The 25,119-nt window shown below is 43.1% G+C and carries 22 protein-coding genes and 1 tRNA gene; 12 read left to right on the top strand and 11 right to left on the bottom strand.

Features of this window, described 5'->3' with window-relative positions; all coding sequences use genetic code 11:
- Positions 1-12 precede the first annotated feature (12 nt).
- The 8 genes from HMPREF1551_RS04110 (at position 13) to HMPREF1551_RS13115 (ending at position 10,105) form a co-directional block, all read left to right on the top strand.
- Positions 13-987: a stage II sporulation protein M gene (locus HMPREF1551_RS04110; protein ID WP_021627783.1), complete on the top strand. Its 975-nt coding sequence runs from the start codon at positions 13-15 to the stop codon at positions 985-987.
- Between the two features lie 271 nt (positions 988-1,258).
- The gene (locus tag HMPREF1551_RS04105; protein WP_231374954.1) at positions 1,259-1,858 is read left to right on the top strand and encodes a hypothetical protein; all 600 of its coding nucleotides are present in this window, start codon (positions 1,259-1,261) and stop codon (positions 1,856-1,858) included.
- Entirely contained in the window at positions 1,845-2,633 is a 789-nt protein-coding gene (locus tag HMPREF1551_RS04100; protein WP_021627781.1) for a DUF4129 domain-containing protein, read from the top strand. The genes HMPREF1551_RS04105 and HMPREF1551_RS04100 overlap by 14 nt, the downstream gene beginning before the upstream one ends.
- Positions 2,634-3,836 carry a hypothetical protein gene (locus HMPREF1551_RS04095; protein ID WP_021627780.1) on the top strand — a complete coding sequence of 401 codons (1,203 nt, stop codon included), beginning with the start codon at positions 2,634-2,636 and terminating at the stop codon, positions 3,834-3,836.
- A gap of 12 nt (positions 3,837-3,848) precedes the next feature.
- Positions 3,849-4,835, top strand: a complete 987-nt coding sequence (locus HMPREF1551_RS04090; RefSeq protein ID WP_021627779.1) for an AAA family ATPase — start codon at positions 3,849-3,851, stop codon at positions 4,833-4,835.
- Positions 4,832-6,154, top strand: a complete 1,323-nt coding sequence (locus HMPREF1551_RS04085; RefSeq protein ID WP_021627778.1) for a DUF58 domain-containing protein — start codon at positions 4,832-4,834, stop codon at positions 6,152-6,154. The genes HMPREF1551_RS04090 and HMPREF1551_RS04085 overlap by 4 nt, the downstream gene beginning before the upstream one ends.
- A 72-nt stretch (positions 6,155-6,226) precedes the next feature.
- Positions 6,227-8,395, top strand: coding sequence for a PepSY domain-containing protein (locus HMPREF1551_RS04080; protein ID WP_021627777.1), 2,169 nt, complete (start codon positions 6,227-6,229; stop codon positions 8,393-8,395).
- A gap of 24 nt (positions 8,396-8,419) precedes the next feature.
- Positions 8,420-10,105, top strand: coding sequence for a WG repeat-containing protein (locus HMPREF1551_RS13115; protein ID WP_021627776.1), 1,686 nt, complete (start codon positions 8,420-8,422; stop codon positions 10,103-10,105).
- 55 nt (positions 10,106-10,160) lie between these two features.
- On the opposite strand, the gene HMPREF1551_RS04070 is transcribed toward HMPREF1551_RS13115, so the two are convergent.
- The 9 genes from HMPREF1551_RS04070 to HMPREF1551_RS04030 form a co-directional block, all read right to left on the bottom strand.
- On the bottom strand, positions 10,161-11,735 hold the full coding sequence (locus HMPREF1551_RS04070; protein ID WP_021627775.1) for a DUF4270 domain-containing protein: 1,575 nt from the start codon (positions 11,733-11,735) through the stop codon (positions 10,161-10,163).
- A 15-nt stretch (positions 11,736-11,750) separates the two neighbouring features.
- Positions 11,751-13,022 (bottom strand): adenylosuccinate synthase, encoded by a 1,272-nt coding sequence (locus HMPREF1551_RS04065; protein ID WP_021627774.1) that lies wholly within the window; start codon positions 13,020-13,022, stop codon positions 11,751-11,753.
- A 12-nt stretch (positions 13,023-13,034) separates the two neighbouring features.
- Positions 13,035-13,496: a Fur family transcriptional regulator gene (locus HMPREF1551_RS04060; protein ID WP_009642261.1), complete on the bottom strand. Its 462-nt coding sequence runs from the start codon at positions 13,494-13,496 to the stop codon at positions 13,035-13,037.
- An 85-nt stretch (positions 13,497-13,581) separates the two neighbouring features.
- Positions 13,582-15,519 carry an LTA synthase family protein gene (locus tag HMPREF1551_RS04055; RefSeq protein WP_021627773.1) on the bottom strand — a complete coding sequence of 646 codons (1,938 nt, stop codon included), beginning with the start codon at positions 15,517-15,519 and terminating at the stop codon, positions 13,582-13,584.
- Positions 15,520-15,606: 87 nt separating this feature from the next.
- Complete coding sequence (gene rpsA, locus HMPREF1551_RS04050; RefSeq protein WP_021627772.1) at positions 15,607-17,364, bottom strand: 30S ribosomal protein S1; 1,758 nt, start codon at positions 17,362-17,364, stop codon at positions 15,607-15,609.
- Between the two features lie 223 nt (positions 17,365-17,587).
- The gene (locus HMPREF1551_RS04045; protein WP_021627771.1) at positions 17,588-17,788 is read right to left on the bottom strand and encodes a hypothetical protein; all 201 of its coding nucleotides are present in this window, start codon (positions 17,786-17,788) and stop codon (positions 17,588-17,590) included.
- A 189-nt stretch (positions 17,789-17,977) separates the two neighbouring features.
- Positions 17,978-18,051, bottom strand: a tRNA-Arg gene (locus tag HMPREF1551_RS04040).
- A gap of 100 nt (positions 18,052-18,151) precedes the next feature.
- Complete coding sequence (gene murA / locus HMPREF1551_RS04035; RefSeq protein WP_021627770.1) at positions 18,152-19,462, bottom strand: UDP-N-acetylglucosamine 1-carboxyvinyltransferase; 1,311 nt, start codon at positions 19,460-19,462, stop codon at positions 18,152-18,154.
- A 3-nt stretch (positions 19,463-19,465) separates the two neighbouring features.
- The gene (locus HMPREF1551_RS04030) at positions 19,466-20,104 is read right to left on the bottom strand and encodes a DUF4290 domain-containing protein (protein ID WP_021627769.1); all 639 of its coding nucleotides are present in this window, start codon (positions 20,102-20,104) and stop codon (positions 19,466-19,468) included.
- 110 nt (positions 20,105-20,214) lie between these two features.
- On the opposite strand from HMPREF1551_RS04030, the gene tsaE reads away from it, so the two are divergent.
- Together tsaE and HMPREF1551_RS04020 are read left to right on the top strand one after the other, a co-directional pair.
- Positions 20,215-20,634: a tRNA (adenosine(37)-N6)-threonylcarbamoyltransferase complex ATPase subunit type 1 TsaE gene (gene tsaE, locus HMPREF1551_RS04025; RefSeq protein ID WP_021627768.1), complete on the top strand. Its 420-nt coding sequence runs from the start codon at positions 20,215-20,217 to the stop codon at positions 20,632-20,634.
- Positions 20,635-20,657: 23 nt separating this feature from the next.
- A complete protein-coding gene (locus tag HMPREF1551_RS04020) occupies positions 20,658-21,014 on the top strand; it encodes a hypothetical protein (protein ID WP_034544279.1) in 357 nt (118 codons plus the stop codon).
- 2 nt (positions 21,015-21,016) lie between these two features.
- On the opposite strand, the gene HMPREF1551_RS04015 is transcribed toward HMPREF1551_RS04020, so the two are convergent.
- The gene (locus HMPREF1551_RS04015) at positions 21,017-21,553 is read right to left on the bottom strand and encodes an RNA methyltransferase (RefSeq protein WP_021627766.1); all 537 of its coding nucleotides are present in this window, start codon (positions 21,551-21,553) and stop codon (positions 21,017-21,019) included.
- A gap of 10 nt (positions 21,554-21,563) precedes the next feature.
- On the bottom strand, positions 21,564-22,508 hold the full coding sequence (locus HMPREF1551_RS04010) for a mevalonate kinase (protein WP_021627765.1): 945 nt from the start codon (positions 22,506-22,508) through the stop codon (positions 21,564-21,566).
- Between the two features lie 234 nt (positions 22,509-22,742).
- Here HMPREF1551_RS04010 and HMPREF1551_RS04005 point away from each other — a divergent pair, with 234 nt between their 5' ends.
- Both HMPREF1551_RS04005 and HMPREF1551_RS04000 read left to right on the top strand, forming a co-directional pair.
- The gene (locus HMPREF1551_RS04005; protein ID WP_021627764.1) at positions 22,743-24,092 is read left to right on the top strand and encodes a lytic transglycosylase domain-containing protein; all 1,350 of its coding nucleotides are present in this window, start codon (positions 22,743-22,745) and stop codon (positions 24,090-24,092) included.
- 8 nt (positions 24,093-24,100) lie between these two features.
- Positions 24,101-25,099, top strand: coding sequence for a PLP-dependent cysteine synthase family protein (locus HMPREF1551_RS04000; RefSeq protein WP_021627763.1), 999 nt, complete (start codon positions 24,101-24,103; stop codon positions 25,097-25,099).
- Positions 25,100-25,119: the final 20 nt, after the last annotated feature.

Raw genomic sequence — 25,119 nt, 5'->3', positions numbered from 1 at the left:
TTAGCACCTTGTATGAGAGAAGTAGCCTTTATCAAGCAAAACAAAGACAAGTGGTTAGAGGTGGAAGCCGCTCTTGGAGCACATAAGGCAGTAACCCCAGACCAGATGGCGGACTATTACGTTCAGCTATTGGATGACTTGTCTTTTGCTCAAACCTATTACCCCAAGAGTAATACCACTATCTATCTCAACTTTTTGGTCACGCAAATATACCAAAAAATTTACAAAACCAAGCGTATTGACAAAAATAGATTGAAATTTTTTTTCACCGATTATGTACCCTCTGTAGCTTACAAGCATCGACGGCTTATTTATTTTAGTTTTATCTTATTTTTCTTCTTTGCGCTAATAGGGGGACTTTCAGCTCATTATCATTCTCACTACGTCAGAGGGATGATGAGTGATACTTATGTCAATCAGACTTTGGAGAATATAGCCAATGGAGATCCTATGGCCATATATAAGAATGGGACGAACTGGACTATGGCCATATCCATCACCACTAACAATATTAGGGTGGCCTTTATCTCATTCATCTCAGGAGTTACAGCGGGGGTGTATACCTTCATATTAGCTCTTCAGAATGGGGCGCTTTTGGGCGCTTTTCAGTATTTTTGTTATCAAATGGGGGTGGTCTCGGCTAGTCTTAGGGCTATATGGCTCCATGGAGCTATGGAAATCTTCAGTATTATGATTGCTATAGCAGCAGGTTTTGTGCTGACAGGGGGTATTCTTTTTCCCAAAACCTATTCTAGGGTCTTGTCCTTCAAGGTCGCCTTTAGAGAAGGGCTTTCGCTCTTTTTAGCAACCTTACCTTTCTTTGTGATGGCAGGCTTTATCGAGAGCTTTATTACCCGTTATTACTATCAGATGCCTCTGTGGCTGAATTTGGTTATTATATTGGGGAGTTTGTCCCTCATTTCGTATTATTTTCTTATTTATCCTTTCGTAAAACATTTTGAATCAAATAAATTAGCTCATGAATGATTTTGTTTTTTACAAAAAAAGAAATTTTGGCATGTTGATCAGCGATACTTTCGTTTTTTTTAGGAAGTATGCTAAGGATTTCTTCTCTAATTACTTGCTGATCAATGGAGCTCTATTCATATTGATAGGGGTTATAGCTGCTTTTATGTTTATTTTTTATGGCGTTTATTCCAGCAATTGGCCTCTTTTATTGTTGATATTGGCAGTGCTTGGGGTTTTATCGGCCTTTTTAGTATTGTTTATTATCTGTTTTCCTATAGCATATACGCAATTGTTAGAGAAGAATGCCGACAGATCGTCTATCAAGGCTAAGGAACTTTTTGTAGTGATTAGAAAGATGCTCCCTCGTGCTATTTTGTTTGGGATTATTTCTTTTTTTATTATTCTTATTCCCTATTTTATTCTGATATTAGTGTTGGTACGTATTTTTGGACATCAGATAATCTTGATGCAAATAGCCTCTTATTTTGTAGGTATTCTCATGATACTATTTATGCAACAGTTTATGTTGGTCTATGTAAAAGATGGGTTGGATTATTTCCCTGCTTTAGGAAAGGTCATCCAGGAGCTAAAGGAAAGGTTTTGGGATAAGCTGGGGGCTACCTTTGTGATGAATTTGATCATAACTGCCTTTAGTGCTGCGGGGATTGTCGTGCCTTTGGTTCTTTATTTTACTATTATGCTCCTTATCGGTATAGACTCGCTTATAGGACTCTCTTTATTGATTTTCACATTAGTACTTATAGGAGCTACAGTTGTTTTTATAGTTTCCAATTTTCAGATATTTTTACAAATACTCATTCACTTAGGTGAAAAAGAGGGAGAACATACCGATGATATTGATCTTATAGGAAAACATGTGGAAGAATAAGCGGAAAATAGCACTATACACCTTACTCTTATGCTTTCTAAGTATAGGAGTACCGCTCTATGGGCAGTTGCCAAACTATAGCTATAGGTCTTCGGATAGCCTCGCCTATCAAATACCTGCCCAAGAAGCGCCTGTTAAGGAAGTGCGCTATTTTTCGAATATAGAAAATAGATACGATACAGAAGATTTTGATTATAAGGAGGTTAGCGGAAAGCGCGATGCCTTTTGGGAAGGTTTCTGGAAGGCTTTCAATCGTTTGTTGGAGAAAATAATCAAGTTCCTCTATGGAGAGCATTTGGATGATAGAGGGGTGAAGTATTACCTACAGCTAGCCGGGGCATTTCTTCTTTTGGTGGTTATCTTTCTTGTGGTACGCTGGGCTATGAATAGCCGAGGAGGTTGGCTACTGGCAAGAACAAAGGAGAAGCTGACCGAAATCTCTATGGAAGCGGTAGAGAAGCATCTCCATCAGGTGGATTTTCCTTCCTTAATCCAAAAAGCGGAGGCACAGAATGATACCCGACAGAGTATCCGTCTGTATTATCTTTGGCTTTTGAAGGTTCTTTCCGATCGGGGACAGATTGTATGGGAGCTCCGTAAGACCAATGCGGACTATGTGCGAGAGCTCAAGGATCCTGCACGTAGGGAGTCTTTCGTCTACCTCTCTAAGATATATAACTATATATGGTATGGCGAGTTTGCTATCACCGATTCGCAATACCAAGAGGCTAAGGCGGATTATCAAAGGTATATCAATGCTCAAAAAACGAAGTAAATGGGAAAAGCAATACGAAATTACTTACTGCTATTGGGCTTAGTGGTGCTTTTGATGATGCTAACGGTCTTTTCCTCCAATGGGGATGGGGTGGATTGGTCGAGAAACTACCAGGCAGATAGCAAGCAACCTTATGGACTTTATATCTTAGGGGAAGAGATGAAGCATTTCTTCAGTAAGGAGGTAGAGCAGGTCTCCTATACCCCTTACGAATACTTCAGGCGCCATGGCAAAAAGGGACAGAACAACTATATTTTTACCTTAGGAGCATTGGATCCTATTTCCCTCAAGGCGCTCTTTTCAGATATACAAGCCGGTAGCCAAGCCCTATTCCTAACCCACTACTATTCGCTGAACGATACCCTTAAGATAGAGATGGATTCCCGATATTATATAGAGGAAATGAAACTACAATTGGCCACTTCCTCCTATAATAAGATGGTTCCTGTAGAGAAGGATGGAGCTTATGACTACTTGGAGACGGCTTTCTTTACCTCCTTGGACAAGGCGCGTGATAAGGCCTTGGGCTATGTCTATTTCAAAGAAGAAGCGATAAAAAAGAAGGAGATCAACTTTATAGAAGTACCCTATGGTAAGGGGAAACTCTATATCTATGCAGGGGCACCGGTGGCTTTTACCAATTATTACCTTAAGAGTAATTTCCATTTAGGGAGGTATGCCGCTATGATACTCTCTTACCTGCCTCGGGATAGGAAAACAGTATGGTTCGCCGATACCTATGGGAGCGACCGTTTCACGGCCAACAATACCTTGGACTTTATCAACCAAGAACCATCCTTACGGATAACTTGGCGGCTGTTGCTCTTGGGCTTTCTGCTCTTCCTGATTTTCAAAGGGAAGCGACAGCAGCGTATTATTCCTGTGATAGAAAAGCCTAAGAACACCACTATAGAGTTTGCCCAAAGTATCAGTTCGCTCTACTATCAGGAGCGGGATGCTACCGATATGGTACGCAAGAAGATTGCTTACTTCCTCGATCAGGTACGCCAACGCTATTACTTGGATACCCAACAGATAGATGAGGTGTTTGCCCAAAGGCTTGCCAACAAATCGGGTAGGGATAGGCAGCTGGTTGGCACTATCGTAGCGGCAATAATGCAATTCGAGCAGCACCAACAAGCAAAGGAGGAAACCCTTATCCAATTGGACAAGTGGATAGACGAATTTTGGAACATACATTAAAGAATATACCTTATGGATGAAAATCATAAATTAGAATTTGCCTCTCGCCTGGACTTGGGGCAGTTGCAACAACAATTGAATCAGGTACGTACTGAGCTACAGAAGGTGATCGTAGGACAACAACAGATGATCGACTACCTGCTGGTAGCCCTTCTGAGCAACGGACATGTCCTTTTGGAAGGAGTACCAGGGATCGCCAAGACCATTACGGTAAAGCTCCTTTCCAAGGCCTTGGATATAGGCTTCAGCCGTATACAATTTACCCCTGACCTGATGCCCTCGGATGTGCTGGGTACTTCCATATTCGATCTTAAAAAATCGGAGTTTGAGTTCAAGAAAGGGCCTATTTTCTCCAACTTAGTACTTATCGATGAGATCAACCGTGCTCCAGCCAAGACCCAAGCAGCCCTCTTCGAGGTAATGGAAGAGCGACAAATCACCATCGATGGTTTGCGCTTTACCATGCAGCCCCCTTTCCTTGTGATAGCGACCCAAAACCCTGTGGAACAGGAAGGTACTTATCGCTTGCCAGAAGCACAGCTCGACCGCTTTCTCTTTAAGATTGTGATTGACTATCCGACTCTGGAGGATGAAATCCAGATTATTACCCGTGAACATGAAGCCAAAGCACAGGACAAAACCGCTTCGGTAACCAAGGTACTTTCTGCCGAGCGCTTGGTGGCCTATCAGGCCTTGGTCAAGCAGATATTGGTAGAGCCACAATTGATAACATATATCGCTAAGATTACCCAAAATACCCGTGAGAATAGCTTCCTCTACTTAGGGGCTTCTCCACGTGCCTCCTTGGCGATGCTCAATGCGGCCAAAGGTTTTGCAGCCTTGGCCGGAAGAGACTTTGTTACCCCAGAGGATATCAAGCAGGCTGCTTACCCAGTATTAGGCCACCGAGTGATTCTTGCTCCTGAAAAGGAAATGGAAGGCGTTAAAATGGAACAGATTATCCAACAAATTATAGAAAGCGTAGCCATACCCCGATGAGAAAAATATATTTACATACAAACTTCTTTATCTACCTACTGTGCCTGATGGGCTTTTTTATACTTTCCTTCTTTTGGGAAAGTCTCTTCTCTTGGGCAGAAGCTGCTTTGTATGTATTTGCTTTGCTGTGTTTTCTGGATTTTTTATTTCTATTTACCCTCAAAAAGGGGATTACTGCACAAAGGATATTGCCTTCAAGGCTCTCCAATAGCGATGAAAACCCTATAGAGGTACAGATCAAGAGTTTCTATTCCTTTCCTATATATATACAATTGATTGATGAGATTCCCTTTCAGTTCCAAAAGCGCAATTTCGAATATACCCTTTATTTCAAGCAAACAGAAGAAAAGGCATTAAGATATACCCTGCGCCCTACCGAACGTGGGGAGTATAGCTTCGGGAAGCTCAATGCCTTCGTATACAGTCCTTTGCGCCTTTTGATGAAGCGTTATATTTCTTGCGAACAAGCGATGGTGGCCACCTATCCTTCGTTTATCCAGATGAGGAAGTTTGAGTTGATTGCCTTCTCCCAACGCCTCTTCGACTATGGCATCAAGAAGATACGCAAGATAGGCCATACCATGGAGTTCGAGCATATACGCGATTATGTACAGGGTGATGATATGCGTACGATTAACTGGAAAGCCTCTTCCAAACGGGGACAACTGATGGTCAATCAGTATCAGGATGAAAAAGCACAGCATGTATATACACTTATTGATAAGGGGCGTAGTATGTATATGCCCTTCGAGGGGCTTTCCTTGCTGGACTATGCGATCAATACTTCCTTGGCACTGACCAATATCATCCTCAAGAAGCAGGACAAGGCTGGGATCTTTACCTTCTCTCGAAAGGTAGAAGATAGGGTAGTGGCCGATCGCAAAACAAACCAAATGGAGCGGATTATGGAAACCCTCTATCGGATAGAGACAGATTTTAAGGAAACGGATTTCAGTCGCCTCTATTCGGATATTAACAGTACAATCAAGCAACGCAGTTTGCTGATGCTCTATACAAATTTTGAGACCCCCAATAGCCTATACAGGCAGTTGCCTTTTCTCAAGGCGATCGCAAGAAAACACCTCTTAGTGGTGATTTTCTTTCAAAATACAGAATTGGAAGCACTACTACACAAGCCCTCCGAGCATATCCAAGAGGTGTATGATAAGGTCATCGCCGAGAAATTCTCCTTCGAGAAACGGCTTATTGTCCAAGAACTTACCCGCCATGGGATCCAATGTATACTCACCCCACCCCAGCAGCTGACAATTCAAAGTATCAATAAATACTTGGAAATCAAGGCAAGGGGAATGATATAAATGAAAAATGAAAAAATATTATTCACTAACCACTAACCACTAACCACTAACCACTAATCACTAATTACTAAAATGATACGTTATCTTCACTTAATCTTGGCGATTATCGCCTCCTTATTTTTTGCCTTAGCCTCGGTGACGGGGATTGTCATAGGTGTGAACAATATAGACCGGCAGTATCCCTCCTATAGGGCTGACCATCTTGACCAAATTACCTTGGCACAGTCCATTACCGGACTAAAGGCGGCCTATCCGGAGATTACTTCACTTACCATAGACCCTCGAGGCTTTGCCATCATCAAGGCTACAAACTCAGAGGGGAAGGAAGTCAATGCCCATGTGGATCCACTTACCGGAAAGATCTTGGGTAAGGTAGAGGAGCGTTCAGCCTTTGTCAAATTTATGATTTCCCTACACCGCTCCTTAGAACTGAAGAATGTAGGGCGTATCACTATGGGAATTATTGCCCTTTTCTTAGTTCTGAGTGCTATTTCAGGGCTTATACTTATCTTTAAGAAACAAAATGGGGCGAAAAACTTCTTTAAAAAGACTATTAAAGATGGTTTTTCTCGCTATTACCATACGGTTTTTGGAAAATGGTTGCTTATTCCCTTGCTTATTTTGGGAATTACGGGAGCCTATTTGGTATACAACCGCTTTTGGGGTGCCAAAGCGGAGGAAAAACACCAGGTAGATTACTCCGTTGAGGATTCCTACTATGGAGCAGACCCTATAGAGGTAAATCAGATAGCCTCATTCAACCAAGTGACCTTGGACAGGGTAGTGAGTGTAGAATTTCCTTTCGATACCACCATCCCTGAAGACACCTATTTGGTCAAGCTCAAGGATAGGGAATGGATGGTAAGCCAGTTTACCGGAAATATATTGAGTGAGATTGTTTATCCTAAGAACCAGGTAGTGGCGCGCTTCTTCAAGGACTTACATACCGGGCGTACCAGTGCTTGGTGGGCTGCGGTCTTGGTGCTTGCCTGTGTGGGGATGCTCTTCTTTATCTATACGGGCTTTGCCATTACCTTCTCTCGCAAGTCGGTAAAGGTACGCAATACTTGCAGCCCTGCCGAGGCAGCATATATCCTACTCTATGGTTCGGAAGGAGGAAATACCCTTCAGATAGCACAAAAAGTCTTTGCACAGCTACAAGCCTTGGGCAAGAAGGCTTATTTGGCGCCGCTCAATAGCTACCAGCACTATCCTAAGGGAAGTCATCTGCTGGTTTTTACCTCTACCTATGGGGTAGGTAATCCGCCCAGCAATGCGGATCGATTCTTCTCTTTGTTGGATACGACTCCCCAAGCGAATATGTCCTATACGGTGGTAGGCTTTGGCTCCAAGCTATATCCTGATTACTGTGCCTTTGCCATCGCTATTGAGCAAGCACTCAAAGGTCAATCTTGGGCAAAACCACTCTTGCCGCTCCATACAGTCAATGACCAGTCGGTAGATGAGTTTCTCGAATGGGTGGCGGCATGGAACGGGCAGAGTGAACTTGCCTTGGAAACGACTCCTTCCCACTATGAGGGAAAACGCACCTCCTTAACAAAAGTAAAGGTCATAGAAGCGGCCAAGGAAACAGCCGTTGGGGAGACCTTCTCTTTGGTATTACAGGCCAAGAAACCCTTTACCTCTGGAGACCTTTTGGCCATCTATCCCGATGGAAAGCAGGAACGCCTCTATTCTATAGGGAAGGTAGGAGGAAAGCTACAATTGACCGTCAAGCGGCATGAGCAAGGATTAGGCTCTGGCTACCTCTATCAGCTCAAGCAAGGGGCGCACTTCCAGGCAAGAATTGTTCCTAATCCATCCTTCCACTTCCCTAAAAAGGCTAAGAAGGTGGTACTCATTGCCAACGGGACAGGTGTGGCACCATTCTTAGGAATGGCTAACCAGAACAGACATGCAGAGGTGTATGTATATTTGGGCTTGCGCTATAATGATGCTACAGCAGAGAGCTATCGTCGTTTCTTCCAGGAACAACAACAAAAAGGAAAAATAAAGCAGTTTTCTCTGATCTACTCAAGAGAGACAGGAGCAGGCTATGTAACCGATTTGCTCAAGAAGGATACAGCACTACTTACAGAAGTACTTACTTCCGATGGGGTGGTGATGATTTGTGGATCTTTGGATATGTATAAAGATGTTTCCACTTTCCTTAGCCAGCTAACACCTTTCTCTGTAGACTATTACAAAGCAAACCAACAATTATTCTCTGATTGTTATTAATGTAAAAACTCAAACCTATTTAAGATGAAGAAACTATTAAGTACCCTCGGGCTGGTGGCCTTATTAATGATGGGAAGCGCTTGTTCGGATAAGGCGGATCCCCTGAAAATGGAGCTGATTCCGGTCAAAAGAGCAGAACAATGGGGCTATGTGGATAAGCAAGGAATCAATGTGATCAATCCACAGTTCTCTCAAGCAGATTTCTTTAGAGATGGCTTGGCCTTAGTTAGGGATTTGCAAGGGAAGGTAGGTTTTATCAATGCCAAAGGCACTTATGAAATTACGCCTCAATATCTTAAGGGACTTCCTTTTTCTGAAGGCTTGACCTTTGTGGTTTCCAAGGGAGGGTCGCCCACTTGTATTGATAAGACGGGACGGGTGAAGTTTGTGATGGATTATGCGCGTTTTGTATGTCCTTTTTCAGAAGGCTTGGCGGTCTTTGGTCAATTGGATGAGCAGTGGAATATCCGAAGGGGCTATATAGACAAAGCAGGAAAGGTAGTAATCCCTCCGCAATTCGAAAAGGCTCGTGCCTTCTCCGAAGGCTTTTCCGCCATCAGAATCAATGAAAAATGGGGCTTTATTGATAAAACAGGAAAGATCGTGGTCAATCCCCAGTATGATGAGATTCGAGATTTCAAGAATGGAAAAGCAACCTTCTATCGAGGAAAACAAGCAGGATATATAGATACCCAAGGAAGGGAGGTCATCACTGCCCAATTCGATAAAGCGGAGAAGTTTGCTGAAGAAAAGGCAGCCGTACGCCTGGGTAAGACCTATGGCTATATCGACTTAGAGGGAAAGATAGCCATTAACCCACAGTTCGACTCGGTGGCCAACTTTCGCAATGGCTTAGCTTTGGTGAAGATGGGTAAGCAATATGCTTATATAGATTCAGAAGGAAAAATAGTGATCAATCCCCAATATGAAGCGGCCTCTTCCTTCTACGATGGGGTGGCCTTTGTACGTAAGGGCAGCAAGTGGGGAATCATTGATAAGGAAGGAAAATACTTAGCCCAACCGCAGTTTGATAAAATAGAGCATATTATAGAGCCGGAGCCTTTTTTCTGGATAGAGAGTGAGACCTTCAACCCTAATAATGCCATAGCTAAGTTCTTCGAAAAGGCAAAAGGGAAAACCTTCGACGGATTTCACAGAAATAGCACCCTGAACGATATTGCCAAGAGCCGCTTGTATGGCAAGGAGCTGACCGTTGTAGGGGATGGTACAGAAACCAACTATGAAAGTGGAGCGGATAACCAGAACTATTTGGCCAACTCCACCGTGATTTTCGCAAAGCCACAGCAAATCACCGAGGATGTTTCTATCAATAGAACGCTTTTCCACTTTAACAATAGAATCAGCTACCGAAGCTATTCTTATTTTGGACAAGGGGCACAACAATACAACTATAATGAACGTATCGCTATGATTGCCTATGAGTTCGATCTCACTGGTAAGGCCGAAGGTAAGCAACAAGAAGTAGCCTCAGCTATAAAGAGCTGGATAGAGCGGAATTATGGGTTGAAGTTTGTCCACAAAGTGGATGAGGATTGGGGATATCAATATGATATTGCTTCGGGTAAGGACTTTACCTATGTCGTGTATTTGAGCGATGATGAAGAGGGAAATGCTTTCTTGGATTTCTTTGTAGCCTTTGACAAACAACAATTACTCAATAGGTTTGCGAGCTATTTTTCAGGTGATTAGCTGCCTAATAAAGCCATTAAAAAAAGGTTGCCCCTGCGGCAACCTTTTTTATGATTTATTCAGTAGTAGGCGTATAATAGACCATTAGCTTGAGTTTCTTTGCTTGAGGAACCTGAGGACTATTTCCATGAATAACGGTATAGAGGATATTCTCAGCTGTTCCTAAGACAGTTTTCTTTACCTCATTGGCTGCATTTTTGTAATAGATACTTCTCATTGCAGAGAAAGAACTTCGCGTATCATATAGCAGATGAGAGGAGGTAGCCAAGCCTATTTTTACATTTTCAGCTCCATTTTTGATAAGCTGTGTAAGGTGATCCGTCATATAGAGATGATAGAAGTAATCCCCACGGCTGTCTTTCTGCAAGCGCCCTATCGAAACAATATCCTTCGAAGAAGCATAGATGCTAAGTTCGGCTGCATAATCGGGTAGTGCAGTCCCTTTGGTAGCGTTATACACCAAGATATAAGCAGGTTGTTGGGCAATATTAACCTTATCTTTGTCTACATAGAGGAACAAATCAGCCTGGTTGATAATAGCCTTTTTTGCTTTAAGTTTTTGGAAGGTAGCATCACTTTCCGGAATGGTTAGCTCCGCTACATATCCTTGTCCACCTTTGAGATAGAGGGCATCAGAGGAAGGGGTGGCTCTATCCCCGCTAACAGTGTATTGGTTAAAGCTTACACCATTTCCTAAGACAAGCTCAAAGGACTTTTTCTTGGTGTAGGTTCTTCCCTCTTTTTGGAACTGATAGTTATATACTACCTCTATTTTCGCATTTCTTAGATTGATAAGGGGAAGTAAGTCTTTGGAAAAGTTACTTCCAGAGATGACCAAGCCATTGAGTGCTTGTAGGAAGGTGTTATTACTGCTAAGGGAGCTGTCCCCTTCCTTGTTCAAGAGGATATTTTGAAATAGGGTAGGGTCTAGTTCTATGCGAAAACCAGGGGCAAGGCGGTCTCTTTCCTTGGTGGACTCATCGGCTTCGGTCGTAGGATCGTCGAACTGGTGGCGTATGATGGCATCGCTACTGATAGGCCCTACACTTACCTCGGCTAAGGTGGTGGTCGTAGGGAAGGTCTCATTGGAGTAATATACTTGTGCGTCCAATTGGCTATTGACATCCCTTAGATGGTGGTTGAGCTGCTCCACTTTCATCTTGAAGGTAGCCTGCTTGTTCCCCCAAATAGAGTCGAGCGTATATACCTTGATGGTTTTTTTCTCATCTCTGGGATCTCTGACATTCTTCTCGGTAGAGAAGAAGGGTAGGTAGAGGTAGACCTTTTCTACGGTTTCATTCTCATTGTAGGAGGTAGCCTCCTGCTCTTGGGTCTTTTCTCCAAAGGTAGGATTGATTCTCGGTAGTAGGACTTGGGTGGTGATAGCCGCCTGGGTAGTGCCTAACTCCCCTTGGGTGAGTTGTCCTAAAAGGGGACTACTTTGCATATTGGTTTGGATTGCATTGAGCTTTATATTGTCGAACTCCAAAGCAATAGAATCCTTCTTGGGTGTAAAAAGTGGTTTTCCTAAGATATTTCCCTCCACGGGGCGTATCTCTCCGTCTGTATTGCAGGAAGAGGTTAGCGCAAGAGTGGTAAGGGATAGAATAGATAGGTGTATATACTTCATTCTTCGTTAGTTAGATTAAAAAATGATCGTCTGAGTACGGTCGGCTCCTACCGATACGAGGGAGATAGGTACTTCCACTTCTTTTTCGATAAAGCGGATATAGTCCATGAGTTCTTGAGGAAACTCATGAGAATTTTTCAAGGTAGAGAGGTCGGTATGCCATCCCTTGAGTTCGGTATAGATAGGGGTGATTTCCTCGGTTTCAGTGCCATAAGGGAAGTGGTGGATTACTTCGCCTTTGTAGCGGTAGGCAGTACATACCTTTAAGGTGTCGAATCCACTTAGCACATCGGCCTTCATCATCATCAGTTGGGTAACACCGCTAAGGTGAATGGCATAGCGCAACGCTACTAAATCGAGCCATCCGCAACGGCGTTTGCGCCCAGTGGTAGCCCCTACTTCGCGACCTATTTGGCCTATTTTTTCGCCTACTTCATCGAAAAGTTCGGTAGGGAAGGAGCCACTACCCACACGGGTTGTGTAGGCCTTGAAGATCCCCATTACATTCTTAATCTGGTTAGGAGCAATACCCAAGCCCGTACAAGCCCCAGCAGCGGTGGTATTGGATGAGGTCACGAAAGGATAAGTACCGAAATCGATATCCAGCATGGAGCCTTGAGCTCCTTCGGCCAAGATCTTTTTGCCTTGCTTTTGAGCATGGTAGAAGAAGTCCTCGCTATCGATAAAGGTAAGGGACTTAATCAGGTCAATGGCCTCGAAGAATTCCTTTTCAAGGGTAGGGAGGTCATACTCAAGGGTAACACCATAGAACCCAATCATAGAAAGGTGCTTGTCGGCCAAGGTACGGTATAGGGTAAGGAAATCCTTGTTCTCTATATCACCAATTCTAAGGCCATTGCGCCCTGTTTTGTCCATATAGCAAGGCCCGATACCCTTCAGGGTAGAGCCTATTTTGGCCTTTCCTTTGGAGAGTTCTGAAGCCTGGTCGAGTAGGCGGTGGGTAGGAAGGATGATATGAGCCTTGCGAGAGATGAGCAAGCGCTCCTTGATGTCAACACCAAAGGGAGTGAGCGCATCGATTTCTTTTTTCAGGATGATAGGGTCTATCACTACCCCGTTGCCAATGACATTGACTACATTGGGGCGGAAGATACCCGAAGGGATGGTGTGTAATACATGCTTAATACCTTCAAACTCAAGGGTATGTCCCGCATTGGGGCCACCCTGAAAGCGAGCGATAATATCATATTTTGGGGTAAGGACATCCACTATTTTTCCTTTCCCTTCGTCTCCCCATTGGAGACCGAGTAGTAAATCTACTGCCATTACAAATTGGTTTTAAGCTTCGTTAGTATTTTCTTTTTTATTGCGCCTACCATAGAAATAGAGGGAATGATTGTCAATGGTGATATCGAAAACCTCTTCTATAGTCTGCTTGATGGCTTGGATACGAGGGTCACAGAACTCCACCACCTCACCAGTATCAGTTAGGATGACATGGTCGTGCTGGCGATCAAAATAAGACTTTTCGTAGTGGGCTTGGTTTTGCCCGAATTGGTGACGACGTACCAGCCCACAATCCAGTAGGATTTCTATGGTATTGTAGAGGGTGGCACGGCTTACTCTATAGTTTTTGTTTTTCATTTTGATATAGAGCGATTCTATATCGAAGTGTTCATTACTGTCATAGATTTCTTGCAAAACGGCATAGCGCTCCGGAGTTTTTCGGTGCGCGTGTTCTTCTAAATATTTGGTAAAGACCTTTTTTACAATTTCTTGGTTCTCGGCGCTGGTTCCCATATAAAATAGTTATTAGGCGACAAATTTACAAAATAAATTACATAAGTACAAAATAAACACACTTTATTTTGTAATACATTGATTATTAATGTTTGTTAGGATCCAATTTGTGATTGATAATCCGATCCATATAGTCCTGCATGAAGGCCTTGAGGTCTTGTATACCTTTTTGTATTTCGGGGTTATTCTCATGGTGGAGCAGGTTTTGCTTGAGAGCGCCATCGTCCTTTCGGTAGATTCCATTGACCTGACCATTTTCATCAATGATATAGATGTAGTTACCCTGCATCATTTGGTACATGACGGAATTGGAGATGAAGGCGCGAGGGGTCTCACCAGGCTTATCGGCAAAGACACTACGTCCCCAAGAGCGGAAGGGCTTCTGATAGCCCATAAGGTCAACTAAAGATGGGTAGATGTCTATCTGTTGGCTAATCTCGCTATATAGCTTGGTAGGTACCAGTTCCGCATTAGGGCTGTAGAACATAATAGCAGCTCCCATCCCCGTGATAGGCTCTTGATAACGATCGTAATATACTTGATTGGGGTGATCGTTGACAAAGGCAAAGATGGTATTCTGGAACCAAGGCTCCTTCTTGGCACAATCAAAGAATAGCTTAAGAGCATGATCGGTATAGCCGATGACCTTGTGAATATCTAAGGTACCTACATCGAATTTTCCTTCATATTGCTTAGGAATACGGAAGGGGTGATGGGAGGATAGAGTGAAGATATTGCCTAAGAAAGGTTGCTTTTTCTCTGAGAGTTTGCGGCACATATATAGGAAAAAGGGTTCGTCCCAGATGCCCCATTGTCCGTCATAATCTGCATCATTATTGTACTCCGTTTTTCCATAATAGTGATCGAAGCCTAAGATATTGGAGAAGCCCAGGAAGCCCATGGAGCCATTGGGGGCTGAGTGGAAAAAGGAAGTGTCATAGCCCATCTCTTTGGCGATAGAGACCAACGACTGGGTAGGCTGTTTCACATAAGGGGAGGAAGTATAAGCTACCTGAAAAGAGGGAATACCGGCCAGCATGGAGGACATCCCATGAATAGACTGGCGCCCAGTACAATAGGCATTGTCCAAGACAAAAGAGTGCTGAGAGAGTGAGTCTAAGAAAGGGGTATAGGACTTGAAACCTGGGATATTCTCTCGGGTATTCATGCAACCCCAATACTCCTTACCGAAACTCTCTAAGATAAAGAGCATGATATTGGGTTTGCCATTTACCTGACGGTGATACTGCTTGATGGGCTTGAGATTTTCATTGATGTAATCCTCTGTGACAAAATGGTATTCCTTAAAGCCCTTGTTCTTTCCTAAGCTGCGAATCAGGCAGAAAGGGGTATTGAGGATGGCATCGGCTTGGGCAGAGATATTCACATGTCGGCTGGCATCGAGCATATTGATAGGGCGGGTGTCAGTTGTAAATCCTCCTCCTCGGATAGCCATCATAATGAGGGTACCAAAGCCAATGAATAAGAAAACGGAGCTGATATAGTAGGCTTTCTTACTTGGAATGGCTACTTGTTGTACTTTTACACGCTTGTACAAGAATACCCAAAGAGCAATTAGCGCAAAAAAAGTAAGGAAAAGATACCAATATTCTCCCAAGAAAGTAAAAAAGAGTATTGTTTTGTTCTGTTCGTGTTCTATAACGGCAAAAGAAGCCGTGGTTAGTCGTGATTTACTGAATGGATAATATGCCATGTCAATAAAATTGGTAGCATAAGCAATCGTATTGGGAATAAAATAAGCCCAAAAGACTGTTTTTTGAAATTTAGGTTGCACATTATACCACAAAGGGAGTAAACTCAGTAGTATAAAAAGCAAATTGATATACATAATAGCACAATTATCAAAGGCTAAACCATAATAGAAAAGGTCAGCACTATGATAATCACCCATCGCACTTTGGTTGAAGTAGATAAACGAACCACGTGCAATAGCATAGAAGAAATAAACGAGAGCAATACGGTATAAGAATACCAAATATTCATTGATTCGAATATATTTCATGAGAAAAAGAATTTAAAAAGTAAAAAAAGGTACTACTTTAGAACAAAGTAGTACCCTAAAACAAAAATTATGAAAAAAACTAAACCACTATTGTTCTTTCTCCATCTTGTCTTTGAGTTCTTGGAGTACATCCAAGTCTCCTAAAGTAGATTTTTCTACTTGTTGAGTAGGCTGAGCGGTAGCTTCTTTTGCTATTTTTTCTTCTTCTTCTTTGAAGATCGCAGTGTGAGAGGCTACTACACGCTTGAACTCTTTGCTGAACTCAATAATCTTGAAATCAGCAGTTTCTCCTTTGCCTAATTTCTTACCTGTCTCAGTTTCTAAGTGGCGAGAAGGAACAAAGGCAAGGATGTCCTCATTGAAAGGAACGGTTGCTCTCTTATCAGTGATTTTGGAGATAGTACCTTGGTGGATGGTGCCTACAGCAAACTCATTTTCATATTTGTCCCAAGGATTGGCTTCCAATTGCTTGTGTCCAAGGGCGAGTTTACGGGTATTGACATCCAATTCAAGGACAACCACGTCCATTTTATCACCTACAGAGCAGAACTCAGATGGATGTTTGATTTTCTTAGTCCAAGAAAGGTCGGAGATATATACCAATCCGTCGATACCTTCTTCTAATTCTACGAATACGCCGAAGTTGGTGAAGTTACGAACGGTACCTGTATGCTTAGAACCTACAGGATATTTGGTGGTAATATCAGTCCATGGGTCAGTAGTAAGTTGTTTGATACCCAAGGACATTTTTCTTTCGTCTCTATCAAGGGTAAGGATAACGGCTTCTACCTCATCTCCTATGTTTACGAAGTCCTGAGCAGAACGCAAGTGAGTGCTCCAAGACATTTCGGAAACGTGGATAAGGCCTTCTACACCGTCGGCTACTTCTACGAAAGCACCGTAGTCAGCGATTACCACTACTTTACCTTTTACTTTGTCACCCACTTTAAGGTTTTCAGAAAGGGCTTCCCATGGGTGTTTTTGAAGTTGTTTCAATCCTAATTGGATACGAGACTTGTTGTCATCGAAGTCAAGGATTACCACATTGATCTTTTGATCAAGTTCTAATACTTCAGTTGGGTGGTTGATACGAGACCAAGAAAGGTCAGTGATGTGGATAAGTCCGTCTACACCGCCGAGGTCAACGAATACTCCGTAAGAAGTGATATTCTTCACAACCCCTTCGAGTACTTGTCCTTTTTCGAGTTGTCCGATGATTTCGCGTTTTTGCTCTTCGATATCGGCCTCAATAAGGGCTTTGTGAGATACGACCACATTTTTGAACTCATGGTTGATTTTCACTACCTTGAATTCCATGGTTTTATTGACAAATTGATCGTAATCGCGGATAGGTTTTACATCGATTTGAGAGCCAGGAAGGAAGGCTTCGATACCGAATACATCTACGATCATACCTCCTTTGGTTCTGCACTTTACGAAACCATTTACGATTTCGCCACTTTCGAAAGCCGCATTGACTCTGTCCCAAGCCTTGATAGTGCGGGCTTTTTTGTGGGAGAGCACCAGCTGTCCTGTTTTGTCCTCACGGATGTCTACCAATACTTCCACCTTGTCGCCTACCTTTAGGTTAGGGTTGTAGCGGAACTCGTTGAGGGAGATGACTCCTTCACTTTTAGCATTGATGTCGATAATGGCTTCACGGTCAGTAAGGTGTGTTACCGTACCGATAACAAGCTCGTCAGCCTGAGTATCCACGAAGTTTTCTTTAACAAGGCGTTCGAATTCGTCCAATTTGTTTTGGTCTACTTGGTCAATACCTTGTTCGTACTTAGTCCAGTTGAAGTTGTCCAACTGTTCTTGTTGTTCTTTAGTAATTTCAGCCATTGCTGATAGATAAGGATTAGCTATGTAATAGGTCAAGGTCAAGGAGCTCCCATACATAGTTTTAGTGATACATTTATTCTTATAAAATTATCTTTTCCTTGGTGAAGCTCGAAAGATTTTGCAAAGTTACGAATTTATTTTGGAATGACAAAGAGAAAAGCAATTTTTATTGCTTCGCCAATTCCACCTCTAAATGATTTTTTTTAGCTTGCCAGCAATAAATCTAAATGTTCTCCCATATGTCAAGAGGATTTATTTTAGTGGTTTTACCTTCTTTGTAATCCTTTCTCCCTTTCTCTACAACTTCTTTAAGGGTTTCAATACTTCCGATTTTTACTTTCTTGCCCTTTATTTTTTTGAGAAATTCTTCCACGATAGGGAGGTTTATTTCTTGTATCTTAGCTTGTAATAATAATGTTTGCATGATATAATTGTTTTTATGTTTATTTCATTAGTAGGAAAAGAATATACTAAAAATATTTTTGTGGGTACAAATATGGTAATAGGAAATTAAATAGTAATGAATGAGGTTAAGAAAGATATAGCGAAAGTACAAATGATATTTGTCTTAGAAAATAAAATAACGCTCTGGTATTCAGAGCGTTATTTGCTGTGACCTCGACAGGATTCAAACCTGTAACCTTCTGAGCCGTAATCAGATGCGCTATTCAGTTGCGCCACGAGGCCTATTGTTATTTCGAGTGCAAAGGTACTACTTTTTTTTGAATTAGCAAGTGTTTTCTCAAAATATTTTTCTATTTTTTATAATTAATTGATAGTGTGGTGGTTATACTCTTGTTACTTTGGCTCCTATGGCCTCAAGGCGTGCTTCTATGCACTCATAACCGCGATCAATTTGCTCTATATTGTGGATGGTGGAGGTGCCTTTGGCCGAAAGAGCAGCGATGAGTAGGGCTATCCCTGCACGAATATCGGGCGAGGTCATGGTCGTGGCACGTAGCTTGGATTTGAAATCATTTCCTATGACTACCGCACGGTGGGGGTCACAGAGGATGATCTTGGCTCCCATATCGATGAGCTTATCTACAAAGAAGAGGCGGCTCTCGAACATTTTTTGGTGAATAAGCACTTCCCCTCGGGCTTGGATCGCCGTCACTAAGATGATACTTAGCAGGTCGGGGGTAAAGCCTGGCCAAGGGGCATCGGATACGGTAAGGATAGAGCCGTCGATGAAGCTCTGAATCTGGTAGCCATCCGTATGGGCAGGGATATAGATGTCATCACCCCGATGTTCTAAGCTGATTCCCAATCGCTCGAAGATGGTAGGAATCAGCCCCAAATGTTCCCAACCGACGTTCTTGATAGTCAGTTCACTTTGGGTCATAGCGGCCATCCCTATCCAGCTGCCGATCTCAATCATGTCGGGTAGGATATGGTGGGTACAGCCACCGAGCTTCTTGACGCCTCGGATGGTGAGTAGGTTGGATCCGATTCCTTCTATTTGAGCTCCCATACTTACCAGCATACGGCATACCTGTTGTAGGTAGGGTTCACAAGCGGCATTGTATAGGGTAGTGGTACCTTCCGCCAGGCAGGCTGCCATTAGGATATTGGCCGTACCGGTAACGGAGGCTTCATCAAGGAGAATATAGTTTCCTTTGAGTCCTTGGGGGGCGGTGATGGAATAGTGATGGTGCTCATGAGAGTAGGAGAAGGTAGCGCCGAGCTTCACAAAACCATCGAAGTGTGTATCCAAGCGGCGACGGCCTATCTTATCTCCTCCTGGCTTGGGGATACTTCCGTAGCCGAAACGTGCCAATAGGGGGCCTAAGATTAGGATAGAACCTCTAAGGCTTTGGCTTTGCTTGGTGAAGGCTTCGCTTGAGAGGTAATCCATATTGATATCATCGGCCTGGAAGGTGTAGGAGCCTTTGGCTATTTTCTGAATCTTCACCCCTAAGTTCCCTAGTAGTTCGATGAGCTTATTGACATCTAAGATATCGGGTAGGTTGTGGATGGTTACTTTCTCGTCGGTGAGCAGTACCAAGCAGAGTACTTGTAGGGCTTCATTCTTAGCGCCTTGAGGAGCGATACTTCCCTTAAGGGGGTGTCCGCCTTCTATTTTGAAACTTTCCATAGCTTATTTTTTCTTTCCCTTAGAATAGTTATTGTTTTTCTTAGAGATAGTTGGGTTGTTATTATTTTTCTTCTGATAATGAGTGGGCTTGGAATTGAGGTTCTCTGACATACTTCTTAGGTCTATCTTTCCTTGACTGAGTTCGTAGAGATGGACAAAGATGATATTATCCTCCACATCTTCTTTGTTCCAAGTAAGGAAGCACTTTTTCATATGGTTGGCGATGGAGAACTTCAGGGCGGTTTTCAGGTCTCCTTCTTCCCAGCTATTGCATATCTGTATCATTTTCAGGATGTTATTCCCATAGAAGCGATATTTGAGGTTGTGTTGTGGCGAGGCAAGTCTTTCGGGCTTGGGAGTGGTAGATTCACGAGTAGGTCGTTCAAAAGGAGAATCTACATCTATCTGGAAATCGGACATTTTGAAGAGTTGATCCCATAGCTTATGTTGGAAGTCAGGCACATCCCTCAGGTGGGGGTTCATATTCCCCATAATGGCAATAATAGCTTTAGCGGTATTGTTGCGCTGGGTACGATCGGCTATTTTTACAGCTTTCTCTACCATTTTTTGGATATGCCTTCCGTATTCGGGAATGATGAGCTCATTGCGCTCGGTGTTGTATTCTAAAGAATTATATTCCATACTACTTAATTTGATAATCAATAATTCGTGACTAATGACTAATAACTAACTGCTGAAATTATTTGTCATTTGTCATTATTTTTGTATTTTTGCCTTCATAAATAACCTATATGCAATACACACTCTCTCAAATAGATAGTATAGCCGAGACCCTCGTAAGGGAGGAGCTTCCTCACTCCCATAAGGTGTTGCTCTTTCAAGGGGCGATGGGAGCAGGCAAGACGACCCTCATCAAGGCCTTATGTGAGCAGTTAGGCGTAGGGGATCGGGTCAGCAGTCCTACTTTTTCCTTAGTCAATGAATACCAATCTCCTTCGGGGACAATCTATCATTTTGATCTCTATCGGATAGAGCAGCAACAGGAGGCACTTGACTTCGGGATAGAAGAGTACTGGGACTCTGGGGCTTGGTGCTTTGTGGAGTGGGCGGAGCGTATACCTTCGCTACTTCCTGCCTCCTATACAGAGGTGCTTATCACTGCTTTGGACGAGCACACTCGTAGGCTGACCATCGTACAACATAATGAATGAACCTTCCGTATTTTAGCGTATTTATGAATTTGTTTAAAAGATTTCTTTTTTTCTTCTTTGGCCTTGCTATAGGCAGTGTTTTTGTCATGTTTTTCTTTCAGCGCAAGGGAACAGAGTTCTGTTATCTGCCCAATTGTAGGGTGCTGAAGGACTTGCGTTCTAAGCCTTTAGCTCTTGCCGATTCCTTGAGAGATTACTCAGTGGAACAGCTCGCTCCTATCTTTCAGCAGGGAGATGTTGATTTCTCTCGCAGCGACACGCATTCTGCTTGTCGTACCTATATTATTATAGGAGAAGATACCCAGCATACTCCTTTGGAGCTTACCGTGGAAAGTTGTACTGAAAAAGCAACTGTAAAGGTTATCAAGCGCTTGAAATAGCCTTAGCCTAACGCTCGTATTTTATGCCCCACTTCCCAAAGGACGATACCGGTACTCACAGCTATATTTAGTGAATGCTTGGTGCCGTACTGGGGAATCTCAATGGCATGCTTGCATAAGCTGACGGCCTCTTGCTGTACGCCCTCTACTTCATTGCCGAAGATAAGGGCGTATCGTGTATGGGGTTCTGCGACAAAACAATCCAAAGGGGTGGCGCCCTCTACCTGTTCTATAGCAATGGTTTTGACCTGTTGCTCTTGTAGCTCAGCTAGTAAGGCACAAATATCGGGAGCATATTCCCAAGCGACACTCTCGGTAGCTCCCAAGGCGGTCTTGTGTATGTCTTTGTGAGGAGGACAAGCTGTGATGCCACAAAGATAGATTTTTTCAATAGCAAAAGCATCGGCGGTGCGGAATACAGAACCTATATTGTTGAGACTGCGAACGTTATCCAAAATAACAATCACAGGGATTTTCTCACTATCCTTATAGGCCGCTACACTCAGCCGGTGCAATTCTTCGTTGGCTAATTTCCTCATCTGAATCCTTCTAAAAGCGGTATACCAATTCTAACTTATGATCGTTCAGGGCTTTCTTAGCGCGCTCATAATCAGGAGTAAAGCCTAAGATATAGCCGCCTCCTCCGGAGCCACATAGCTTCAGATAATAGTCCCCTGAATCAATACCTTGTTGCCAAAGGCTATGGAACTGAGAGGGAATCATGGGCTTGAAGTGGTTAAGCACAACACGGGAGAGCTTTTTTACATTGACAATCAGGTTCTTGAAGTTGCCTTGTAGGAAATTCTCTATACAGTCGTCCGTATATTTGGCAAACTGTGTCTTGAGCATTTGGCGAAAGCCTTCATTTTTCATCTTCTCCATAAAAATCTCTACCATAGGGGCGGTTTCCCCGATCATACCACTATCCAAAAGGAATACAGCTCCCTTGCCTTCTTCCTGGGAAGAGGGGATGCCGGTGGTTTCAATAAGGGAAGGGGAGTTAATCAAAATAGGGATGCTTAGGTAGCTGTTCAAGGGGTCTAAGCCTGAGGATTTCCCATGGAAAAAGGATTCCATGAGAGCAAATATTTCTTTGAGTTTTAGTAATTTATCTCGGTTAAGCTCGCAGGAAGTCTCAATCTTGTCTATGGCATAGGTATCATAGAGTGCCGCAACCAAGGCGCCACTGCTCCCCACCCCATATCCTTGCGGAATACTGCTGTCAAAGTACATCCCTTCAGCTATATCTTGTTCCATACGTTCTAAGTCAAAGCGGACAGGGCTTTGGGCTTGTTGGGAAATATTTTTTAGGTATAAGTAGTATTGGGCTAAGGAGGCGTTGGATTGCTGCTCCGCTTGGCCTAAAGTGGCAGGCGAAGCCTTCTTTAGGGTGCCATTATAGGAATTGTAAGGAATAGCCAATCCCTTGGAATCCTTGATAATGCCGTATTCTCCAAAAAGGAGTATTTTCGAATAGAAGAGGGTTGAATTCATTGAGTTAAAAATACAGCTTTCAGAGGGCAAAGATACGAAAAAAAATAATTAGCAAGTAAATTAATTAGTAAATTTGTCAATTTGCCAATTTGTCAATTGTCTCATTGATAAATTGTCTCATTGATAAATTATCTCATTGACAAATTATCTCATTGACAAATTATCTCATTAATTTTTTTTGCTAATTATTTTTTTGTATCTTTGCCCCTTGTAACACTAGACTAAATAACTTCCATGAAAAAAATACAACTATTTGCCCTATTGTGTTTCTCCACTTATGTGGGCAATGTACAAGCCAAACATACCATAGATTCCCTAAAACCGCAAAGAAATACATCTCAGCGCATCACCCCGCCTGATAGCCTTTCGATTAACAATACGAATCTTCGTGAGGGACTTTTGCAACTCAAGGATGATAACAAGGCGCTGAAATATGATAAAAAATGGCTTGAAGAGCTTTCCAACCGTTCTCTTTTCCCACTGATGCAAAGTGATATAGAGAATACACCCTCTGGCCAAGTAGCCTATGACGAGCTCACCACCGAGGTACTCAAAGAGCGCTTGGCACGCCTGGATCAAAAAACACCTTTCCATATAGAATATAACCCTATCTTAGAGAATGTCATTAAGAATTTTCTCAAGAACCGTCGCTCTTCCCTACAGCGATTGATGAATATCAGTCAGTATTATTTCCCCTTATTCGAAAGAGAACTCATCAAGAACCAAGTACCTAAGGAGATTAAGTACTTAGCCATTGTAGAATCCGCCCTCAATGCCAAGGCAACTTCTCGTATGGGGGCTAAGGGACTTTGGCAATTCATGTACTATACAGGTAAGATGTATGACCTTGAGGTGAATAACTATGTAGATGAGCGTTCCGACCCTGAGCGCTCTACCCAAGCGGCAGCGCAATATCTTAAGAAACTCTATACTATATTCAACGACTGGGACTTGGTGCTGGCCGCTTATAACTCCGGTCCGGGGAATGTGACCAAGGCCATGCGCCGCTCCGGTGGAAAGACGAATTACTGGAACCTCCGCCCCTATCTTCCTAATGAAACAGCGGGTTATGTGCCTGCCTTCTTGGCTACGCTCTATATCTTCGAATATGCGAAGGAACATGGTTTTCAGGTAGAAAAAAGGGAAAATGTATTCTTCGAAACCGATACAGTACAAGTTAAGCGACACATCTCCTTTAAGGATATAGGTGATGTTGTAGGGATGACCGAACAAGAAATAGAATTCTTCAATCCTGCTTATTCGCTTAATATCGTCCCTTATATAGAGGGCAAAAACTATGGATTACGCCTTCCAGTGGAGGCTATAGGAAAGTTTGTCAATAACGAAGATGTGATCTATGCTTACCTTGATCAAGAGGCTTCCAAAAGAGAAAGACCCCTTCCTGAGGTAGTTTCAGCCGCTCAAGCGAAGGCTAACAATAAGATCACCCATAAGGTGAAGAAAGGGGAGACCCTCGGGCGTATCGCCTCCCGCTATGGGGTGACTGTCAATCAGCTGAAGAAGTGGAATAAAATCAAGGGCAATAGTGTAAAGGCTGGGCAACGTATAGTCATTCATCGATAAAGATAGTCATGGATAAAATACAATATTTTGAAAATATACTCGACCTGGTGGGAAGTACCCCCTTGGTTTCTTTGGAGAAAATAGTCTCTGCCATGCAAGGGCGTTTCTTCGCTAAGGTAGAAGCCTTTAACCCTGGTCATTCGGCTAAAGACCGCACCGCCTTACATATTATCAAAGATGCAGAAGCCAAAGGCCTGCTTACCCCAGGAGGGGTGATCGTGGAGACCACCTCCGGTAATACGGGCTACAGCCTGGCTATGATTGCCGCTATCCGTGGCTACCGCTGTATCTTGGCCGTAACCGATAAGTCTTCTCAGGATAAGATAGATATGCTACGCGCCCTCGGTGCCGAAGTACATGTATGCCCTGCCTCTGTAGCGGCCGACGACCCTCGATCTTATTACGAAGTAGCCAAGCGTATCCATAGAGAAACGCCTAACTCTATCTATATCAATCAATACTTCAATCCACTCAATACGCAGGCGCATTACCTAAGTACCGGAAGAGAGATTTGGGAACAGACCGCCGGGCAGATTACCCACTTGGTGGCCTGTAGTGGTACCGGTGGTACAATCTCCGGAATTGCACGCTATCTCAAGGAGCAAAACCCTCAGGTGAAGGTTATCGGAGTAGATGCCGATGGCTCACTTATCAAAAAATACTTTGATACTGGTGAGGTAGACAAAAGTGAGCTACATCCTTATTATATAGAAGGCTTGGGTAAGAACCTTATTCCAGGAGCCTTGGATACCAGCGTAATAGATGAATTTGTCAAGGTCAATGACCGAGAAAGTGCCTTGGCAGCACGCCAAATCAGCCGAGAGACTGGAATCTTCTGTGGCTATACCTCCGGAGCCGCTTGGGTGGCTACTCAAAAATACAACCAAAAGACTCCTTTTGCCCCGAATAGCATAGTGGTCGTTGTATTCCCTGACCATGGCTCTCGCTATATGAACAAAATCTATAGTGATCAGTGGCTCAAAGAAAAGCTAAATATTAATGGATAAATTCTTATATTATGACCATG

This window comes from Capnocytophaga sp. oral taxon 863 str. F0517, assembly GCF_000466425.1.
In the GTDB taxonomy this organism is placed as follows: domain Bacteria; phylum Bacteroidota; class Bacteroidia; order Flavobacteriales; family Flavobacteriaceae; genus Capnocytophaga.
Note: the sequence above shows the minus strand (reverse complement) of the source record. Positions and strands in the feature narration are given on the sequence as shown.